Raw genomic sequence first — 8,299 nt, 5'->3', positions numbered from 1 at the left:
ACACCCGGTCCCATTCCGAACCCGGAAGTTAAGCCCTTCAGCGCCGATGGTACTGCATGGGAGACTGTGTGGGAGAGTAGGACACCGCCGGACATTTCTTGCGAAAAGGCCCCGCCGATTACGGCGGGGCCTTTTCCTTTTTCTGGATCCGGGACGCCGGCGGCCGGTGAAGTCCGGTGCGGCTCGCTATGTAGACGGGACTGTTCGTCAGAGTAGGGTGGCTCTGCGACTCCCCCGACGTCCGCCTCTGCTCCCAGTGAGGACGACTGCCGACCATGAGCCAGCCACAAGAACCAGGCCAGCCGCAGTGGGCGACTCCGCATCCGCAGCCGGGCCAGAATCCACCGGCGGGCAATCACGGGCAGCCGTTCGGGCCCCCGGGAATGCCTCAGGGCACGCCCCCTGGAGTTCAGTGGGGACCGCAACCGGGAGGTCCGCCAGGGCCCGGTGGTCCGCCGCAGCCGGGAAGTCCTCCCGGGCCCGGGTATCCGGGTGCTCCGTACCAGCAGGGCGCTCCTTTCGGGCCTGGCGGACCGCAGGCGGCACCTGGGCGCGGACTGAATTGGTTCGGGCTCGTGGTCGCGGGGGCGGCGTTTCTGCTGCTGGTCTCAGCGGTCCTGCCATGGGTGAAAGTGACGTTGCAGGCGGAGGGGCTCTCGTCGGGTGCCGCTCACAGTCTGGACAGGTCGTACAACGGTTTCGAAGGCACCGTCGGCTGGGGTTACCTGACGCTGCTGTGCGCTCTGGCCGCCGGCGGCCTGGGTGTCGTGGGCGCGGTTCTCCGGAATGGACGGCTCGTCGGTGCGGCGGCGATTCCGGGATTGCTCGGGCTGGTCTCCCTGGGGCTCGCCGCCACGCGTCTCGACTCCGCCAAGTCCGCGGTTCTCGACGGTCAGCCCCGTGCGCTCCCTCCCGTGGTGCACGCTCTCCTCGAGAAGCAGCTGCATGCCTCGCTGGACTTCGGCTGGTTCCTGGCGCTGCTGATGTCCCTCGTGATCACCGGCGTGGGCGTCGCGGCGTTCGTCGCCGCCGCCGGACGGTCGTCCGCGCCGGTGCCGCAGCAGCCAATGCCGAGGCAGTGATCCGTCCCGTTGTTTCTGGTCGATGCTTGCGTGACAATCGTGAGGTTTGGGGCGCTGGTGAGATAGAGGCGCAGCATCAGGCGCCGGGATGCCGGCCGAAGGGTCATTCGGACCGGGTCGTGATCGGAGAGACATGCTCAGGCGTACTTTGGTCGGCGCGTCCGTCGCCGCGGTCGTCGTCGCGGGAACGGTGACCTATCTGGTCTCCGACGGGTCGGATGCCACGACCTCCGCGGCCACCCGGCCCGGCCCCGGACGCGTCACCCAGCACGCGTTGCGGGACTTAACGGCCGCCAGCGCGGCGAAGAAGGTGGCGGGGCTGCCCGCCGCGTCCACCGAGCCGTTCAGCCTGCTCGGCGTGACGTGGGACAAGCCGCGGTCGGAACTGCGCGGGACGGTCCGGGTCCGGACCCGGGACGCCGCGTCCGGACGCTGGTCGGGATGGCAGGAGGTCGAGCCGGCCACCCAGGACGCCCCCGATTCCCGTGAGAGCGCGGGACCGGGGAGCCGCGGCGGGACGAACGGCCTGTGGGTCGGCCCCTCCAACGGTGTCGAAGTGCGGGTGGCCGGGCAGGGCCGCACCCTCCCGGCCGGGTTGCGCGTCGACCTGGTCGACCCCGAAGGGGGCGCGGGCGGAAGCGGGACGTCCCGTCCGCGCGCCGCGGGCGAGGGCGGCACGGATGTCCGGCTGGCGGCGGCCGCCGACCCGGTCGACGGGCCGAGCGACTCGCCCGCCCCGGACGCGTCGACGAGCGCGACTCCGGAACCGACCGACTCCGGCGGCGTGGAACCGTCGCCGTCCGAGACGCCGCCGTCCGACTCCCCGTCTCCGGAGCCGACGCCGTCGGCGAGCGCGACCCCGACCGCTTCGCCGTCGGGGGCCGCGGGGGCCGCGACCGCGGTCACCGCGCCGAAGCCGGCGATGGTGTCGCGGGCGGCGTGGGGAGCCGACGAGTCGCTGGTCAAGGACCCGCCGGAGTACGACACGTCGGTGAAGGCGGTGTTCGTCCACCACTCCGACACCGGCAACTCCTACACGTGCGCCGAGGCCCCGTCCGTGGTGCGGTCGATCTTCCTGTACCACGTGAAGAGCGAGGGCTGGAACGACATCGGCTACAACTTCCTCGTGGACAAGTGCGGCACCGTGTACGAGGGCCGCGGGGGCGGCGTCGACCGTCCGGTGCACGGCGCCCACACGTACGGGTTCAACACCGACACGGCCGGGATCGCCGTGCTCGGCACCTACACGAACGCGAACGAGACGCCGGCGGGCGTCGCGCCGACGCAGGCGGCGTTGAACGGCGTCGCGAAGGTGGCGGCGTGGAAGCTCGGCCTCACGGGCGTCGACCCGACGGGGAAGACCACGCTGACGTCGATGGCGCCGGACGGGACCGGCGGGAAGTACCCGTACGGGCAGAAGGTGTCGTTCGACACGATCTCCGGGCACCGTGACGGGTTCGCCACAGCCTGCCCGGGCGCGCAGCTGTACGCCAAGCTCGGCGACATCCGCACCGCCGCGAAGAAGCTCACCACCCCGGCGGTGGCCGTCACGCTGACCGGCGCGACGAACGCGGGCGGGCGCTACTACACCAAGAGCACGGTGACGGTCGGGTGGAAGCCGGTCGCGTCGGCGACGTACCAGGTCCGCGTGGACGGGGCGGTCGCGGCGACCCCGGCGGCGGGCGCGTCGTCCGCGGAGCTGACGCTCCAGCCGGGCACGCACAGCGTCGTGGTCCACGCGACGTACAGCGACGGCAGCACCGCCGACTCGCCGGCGTCCACGGTCGTCGCGGACGTCACCAAGCCCGTCTTCGCGACACCGCCGGCGCTGTCGCTGCGGCGGGCGACGGTCAGCACGACCGGCGTTCCCGTCACGCTCGGGTGGAAGGCCACCGACAACGCGCTGCTCGACTCCGTCAAGGCGACCTCGCCGGCCGCCAAGACGTTCGCGGCCACCACGACGAGCTGGGCCGCGACGGCGAAGCCGGGGACGGCGCAGTCGTGGTCGCTGACCGCCGCCGACGCCGCCGGGAACACCGCGACGTCCGGCATCTCCCGGAGCGTCGCGCTCATGCCGGAGGGCCAGTCGACCCGCACCGGCACCTGGAAGAAGACGACGAACAGCTCCTACCTCGGCGGGTACGGGCTCTACAGCGCGAGCAAGGGCGCGAGCGCGAGCTGGACGTTCACCGGGCGCGAGGCGGGCCTGATCGTCAAGCGGCAGTCGAACGTGGGCGCGGTCGTCGTCTACGTGGACGGCGTGAAGGTCGGCACGCTCGACACCCGCGCGTCCACGCTCGCGTACCGGCAGCTCGTCTGGTCGCGGGCCTGGAAGACCAGCGGCAAGCACACGATCAAGGTCGTCGTCGCGGGGACGTCGGGGCGGCCGACCGTCTGCATCGACGGGATCGCCTACATCGGCTGACGGGACGGACACCGAAGGGCCCGGCGTGCGCGACGCCGGGCCCTTCGGCCTTTCCGGGCCCTTCGGCCGTCAGCAGGTCCTTCGGATGCCGCCGGCCGGTCAGATCTCCTCGCCCGCGAGAACCGCGTCGGCGTCGACGATCCGGTAGGCGTAGCCCTGCTCGGCGAGGAAGCGCTGCCGGTGGGCGGCGTAGTCCTGGTCGAGGGTGTCGCGGGCGACGACGGCGTAGAAGCGGGCGCCCTGCCCGGACGCCTTCGGCCGCAGGAGGCGGCCGAGGCGCTGCGCCTCCTCCTGCCGCGACCCGTACGCGCCGGACACCTGGACGGCGACGGTCGCCTCCGGCAGGTCGATGGAGAAGTTCGCGACCTTCGACACGACCAGCACGTTCAGCTCGCCGGACCGGAACGCGTCGAACAGCCGCTCGCGCTCGCGGACCCGCGTCTCGCCCTTGATCACCGGCGCGTCCAGCAGCGCGCCGAGCTCGTCGAGCTGGTCGATGTACTGGCCGATGACGAGGGTCTGCTCGCCGCGGTGCCGGTCGACGAGCGCCTGGATGAGCTTGGTCTTGGTGTCGGTGGTGGCGCAGAAGCGGTACCGCTCCTCGGGCTCGGCGGTGGCGTACGCGAGCCGCTCGGAGTCGGTGAGGGTGACGCGGACCTCGACGCAGTCGGCGGGCGCGATCCAGCCCTGCGTCTCCATGTCCTTCCACGGCGCGTCGTACCGCTTCGGGCCGATGAGGGAGAACACGTCGCCCTCGCGGTTGTCCTCGCGGACGAGCGTGGCGGTGAGGCCGAGGCGGCGGCGGGCCTGCAGGTCCGCGGTCATCCGGAAGATCGGCGCGGGCAGCAGGTGGACCTCGTCGTACACGACCAGGCCCCAGTCGCGGGCGTCGAACAGCTCCAGGTGCGTGTAGACGCCCTTCCGGCGCGTCGTCATGATCTGGTAGGTCGCGATGGTGACCGGCCGGATCTCCTTCTTCGTGCCGGTGTACTCGCCGATCTCGTCCTCGGTGAGCGAGGTGCGCCGGAGCAGCTCCTGCTTCCACTGGTGGGCCGAGACGGTGTTGGTGACCAGGATCAGCGTGGTCGCCTCGGCGCGGGCCATGGCGGCGGCGCCGACGATGGTCTTCCCCGCGCCGCAGGGCAGGACGACGACGCCGGACCCGCCGTGCCAGAAGGCCTCGGCGGCGTCGCGCTGGTAGGAGCGCAGCTCCCAGCCGTCCTGGACGAGGGAGATGGCGTGCGCCTCGCCGTCCACGTAGCCGGCGAGGTCCTCGGCGGGCCAGCCGAGCTTGAGCAGCGCCTGCTTCAGCGAGCCGCGCTCGCTCGGGTGGACGATGACGGTGTCGTCGGCGACCCGGTCGCCGATCATGCCCTTGATCTTCTTGGCGCGGAGCACCTCCTCCAGGACCGAGCGGTCCGAGGAGGACAGGACGAGCCCGTGCACGGGGTGCTTCTCCAGCCGCAGCCGCCCGTAGCGCGCCATGGTGTCGGCGATGTCGACCAGGAGCGCGTGCGGGACGGGGTAGCGGGAGTACGTGATCAGGGTGTCGACGACCTGCTCGGCGTCGTGCCCGGCGGCGCGGGCGTTCCACAGCGCGAGCGGCGTGACCCGGTAGGTGTGGACGTGCTCGGGCGCCCGTTCGAGCTCGGCGAACGGGGCGATGTCCTTGCGGCAGGCGCCGGCCAGTTCGTGGTCGACCTCCAGCAGCAGCGTCTTGTCGGATTGGACGATGAGCGGACCGTCGGTCAATGCAGAAGCCCCCGTCGATGATGGCGATGGCTCGTCCGGACGCCGTGCACGCTACCCGAGGCATGCCGGCGCGTCGCGCGTTCCGGGCGGGCCGCAGGGTTCAACGCCCGATCCGTCCGGGATATTGCGTCGGCCGCCGCCAGTGCGTTCGCCGCCGCCGCCTATGCGTGCGTGAGGCGCCGCCAGCGCGTTCGCGGGCTCCGGCACCGCGTTCGCGGGCGCCGATACGGCGTCAGCGGTCGGTGAGGGCGCCGCAGACGGAGGCGAGCAGGCCGGGGAAGCGCGCTTCGAGGTCGTCGCGGCGGAGCGAGAGGAGGTTCTCGCGGCCGTGCGGGCGCTGCCAGATGACGCCGCTGTCGCGCAGGACGCGCCAGTGGTGCGTGAGCGTCGACTTCGAGATGTCGTCGAGGATGCTGCCGCAGCTGTGCTCGCCGCCGTCGGAGAGGACGCCGACGATGCGCAGCCGCAGCGGGTTGCCGAGGGCGGCGAGGACGTTCTCCAGCAGAATCTGGTCCCGGTCGGGGTGCTGGGCGATCATGCCCGCCAGCCTACGCGAAGGTACGTCAGTACGAATATTGACGAACAGTCGGACTGTACGAGAACATTCGAACAGTCGTTTCCGATCTGCCGAAAAGACAGGACCGTTCGCATGCCCGCACCCGATCGCCGCCGCACGGGCGGGAGCCTCGCGCTCCTGGCCCTGGCGCAGCTGATCTTCTCCCTGGACCTCAACATCGTCTATGTGGCGCTCCCCGACATCGGCGCCGACCTCGGCTTCTCCGGCCAGACCCAGCAGTGGGTCATCAGCGCCTACGTGGTGCTGGCCGGCGGGTTCCTGCTGCTCGGCGGCCGCGCCGCCGACCTGCTCGGACGCCGCCGGACGTTCGTCGCCGCCCTCACCGTCTACGCGCTGTCCTCGCTCGCCGGCGGCCTCGCGGGCGCGCCCGGGGTGATCATCGCGGCGCGGGCCGTCCAGGGGATCGGCGGGGCGCTGCTGCTGCCGTCCACCCTGTCGCTGCTCAACACGCTGTTCGAGGAGGGGCCGCGCCGCAACCGGGCCCTCGCGGTGTGGGGCGGCGCCGGAGCGAGCGGGCTGACCGTCGGCGCGCTGCTCGGCGGCGTCCTGACGCAGGCGTTCGGGTGGCCCGCCGTGTTCTTCGTCAACGTCCCGCTGGCCGGGCTCGTCGCGGTCGCGGCGCTGTTCGTGATCCCGGACGACCGGCGCGGCGCGGTCCGGGAGCGGCGCCGGTTCGACCTCCCCGGCGCACTGACCGTGACCGGCGGCGCGACCCTGCTGGTGTTCGGGCTCGTCCAGGGACCGGAGACGGGCTGGACGGACCCGCCGATCATCGGCGCGTTCGCCGCCGCCGCCGTGCTGCTGGCCGCGTTCGCCGTGATCGAGGCGCGCGGCGCGGATCCGCTGATGCCGTTCGGACTGCTGCGCAACCGCAGCCTCGTCGTCGGGGTCGCCACCACGTTCGTGTTCATGGGGACGTTCGGGGCGCTGCCGTACTTCCTGACGATCCTGTTCCAGAACGTGCACGGGTTCTCGGCGCTGGAGACGGGCCTGGCGTTCCTCGTCCCGTCCGTGGCGATCGCCACCGGCACCCAGCTCGGCGAGCGGATGGTGGGGCGGTTCGGGACGCGGCGGACGCTCGTCGTCGGGTTCGCCGCCGGGGTCGCGGGAACCGCGCTGCTCGCCGCCGGGTTCGACGTCGACGCCGCGTTCCTCACGACCGTGCCGGGACTGGTCGTGTCGGGGGTCGGGCAGGGGCTCGTGTGGACGGCGATGTGGATCGCCGCGTCCACCGGCGTCGCGCCGGAGCGGCAGGGCGTCGCGAACGGGATGGCGTCGACGGCGCTGAACCTCGGCAACGCGATCGGCCTCGCCGTGCTGACCGCGGTCGCGAACGCCGGAACGGGCGGGCGCACCGGCGACCTGCTGCGGGCCGCGATCGCCGACGGGGGCCGCACCGCCGTGCTGCTCGCCGCCGCGGGCATGGCCGCCGGGATGCTCGTCGCGCTCGCGCTGCACCGCCGGCGCGCCGCGGCGCCGGCCCCGGTTCAGACCCCGCCGGTCGAGGTGTAGCCCGGGTCGTGGGTGAGGATGACGGCGAAGTAGACGACCGCGATGATGATGCCGATCACCAGCGACGCCGCGAACAGCGACCAGCTCCAGATCGTCAGCCGCCGCGCCGAGGCCGGGTCGGTCTGCACGCGGCCGAGGGCGAGCGCGCCCGTCACGATGCCGGGGATGGCGACGATGTTGCAGCACAGCAGCGCCACGACGCAGTTGCACACCAGCGCCGCGATGGCGGAGCCGTTGTTCGCCGGCGCCTGCGGCACGCCGGGCGGCCCGTACGGGCCGTACGCGCCGGCGTCGTCCCATCCCGGCGTCCCGCCGTGCCCGTAGCCGCCGTACGGGTCGTGCCAGCCGGGCGGCACCCCTCCGTATCCGCTCACCGGTAGCCCTCCTCGCGCTTGAGGGCACGGTACCGGCCCGATAGCGCACATGGTTGGACAGATCGGGCGTTCCGCCGGTTCCCTCCGGCCCCCGGTGCCCTCAGGCCGGATCCGGCCGGGTCAGCGCGCCGGCCGGGTCACTGCCCCGGCCGGGTCACTGCCCCGGCGGGGGCAGTGTGCCGGCGGGGGCAGTGTGCCGGCGGGGGCAGTGTGCCGGCGGGGGCAATGTGCCGGACGGGTCAGGACTCGTCGTCCAACTCGGCGACGCCGGTGATGCGGTGCAGCGCGAACCGGTGCACGGCGGCGCGGGTCGCGTCGTAGCCGGTGAGGAAGCCGCCCTCCACCCGGACCGGCTCGACGATCCGGCTGGACGCCTGGCCCTGCTGGTCGAGGTAGCCGATCCAGACCCGGCCGCCGCGGTCGACGGCGCCGCGCAGCCGCTCGATCGTCGCCATCGCCGGGGACCGGGGCGGCTCCCCGGACGGGGCGTCCGCGCGCAGCCGCGCCTGCTCGGCGCCGTGCCGGGACGCCTCGTCGCCGGCCCGCAGCGCGCGCACCGCCGCCGAGTTCATCGAGT

General features: G+C 72.8%; 7 protein-coding genes and 1 rRNA gene. 4 read left to right on the top strand and 4 right to left on the bottom strand.

Annotation, left to right across the window (positions count from 1 at the left end; genetic code table 11):
* The 3 genes from rrf to ABZ914_RS41270 form a co-directional block, all read left to right on the top strand.
* A 5S ribosomal RNA gene (gene rrf, locus ABZ914_RS41280) occupies positions 1–93 on the top strand; the annotation flags it as partial.
* 482 nt (positions 94–575) lie between these two features.
* Complete coding sequence (locus tag ABZ914_RS41275; RefSeq protein ID WP_500200098.1) at positions 576–1,082, top strand: hypothetical protein; 507 nt, start codon at positions 576–578, stop codon at positions 1,080–1,082.
* A gap of 133 nt (positions 1,083–1,215) precedes the next feature.
* Positions 1,216–3,507: a peptidoglycan recognition protein family protein gene (locus ABZ914_RS41270; RefSeq protein ID WP_500200096.1), complete on the top strand. Its 2,292-nt coding sequence runs from the start codon at positions 1,216–1,218 to the stop codon at positions 3,505–3,507.
* A 99-nt stretch (positions 3,508–3,606) separates the two neighbouring features.
* Here ABZ914_RS41270 and ABZ914_RS41265 read toward each other — a convergent pair whose 3' ends face one another.
* Positions 3,607–5,259, bottom strand: coding sequence for a DNA repair helicase XPB (locus ABZ914_RS41265; protein WP_190868494.1), 1,653 nt, complete (start codon positions 5,257–5,259; stop codon positions 3,607–3,609).
* Between the two features lie 232 nt (positions 5,260–5,491).
* Positions 5,492–5,797, bottom strand: a complete 306-nt coding sequence (locus ABZ914_RS41260; protein ID WP_500200095.1) for an ArsR/SmtB family transcription factor — start codon at positions 5,795–5,797, stop codon at positions 5,492–5,494.
* A gap of 111 nt (positions 5,798–5,908) precedes the next feature.
* On the opposite strand from ABZ914_RS41260, the gene ABZ914_RS41255 reads away from it, so the two are divergent.
* Positions 5,909–7,348, top strand: coding sequence for an MFS transporter (locus ABZ914_RS41255; protein ID WP_190868492.1), 1,440 nt, complete (start codon positions 5,909–5,911; stop codon positions 7,346–7,348).
* Here the strand turns inward: ABZ914_RS41255 and ABZ914_RS41250 are convergent.
* Positions 7,324–7,722, bottom strand: a complete 399-nt coding sequence (locus ABZ914_RS41250) for a hypothetical protein (protein ID WP_500200093.1) — start codon at positions 7,720–7,722, stop codon at positions 7,324–7,326. The genes ABZ914_RS41255 and ABZ914_RS41250 overlap by 25 nt on opposite strands.
* A gap of 239 nt (positions 7,723–7,961) precedes the next feature.
* Positions 7,962–8,299: WYL domain-containing protein (locus ABZ914_RS41245; RefSeq protein WP_500200091.1), on the bottom strand; the 338-nt coding region annotated here is incomplete at its 5' end.

Source organism: Spirillospora sp. NPDC046719, from assembly GCF_040645715.1.
Taxonomy (GTDB): Bacteria; Actinomycetota; Actinomycetes; order Streptosporangiales; family Streptosporangiaceae; genus Spirillospora.
Note: the sequence above shows the minus strand (reverse complement) of the source record. Positions and strands in the feature narration are given on the sequence as shown.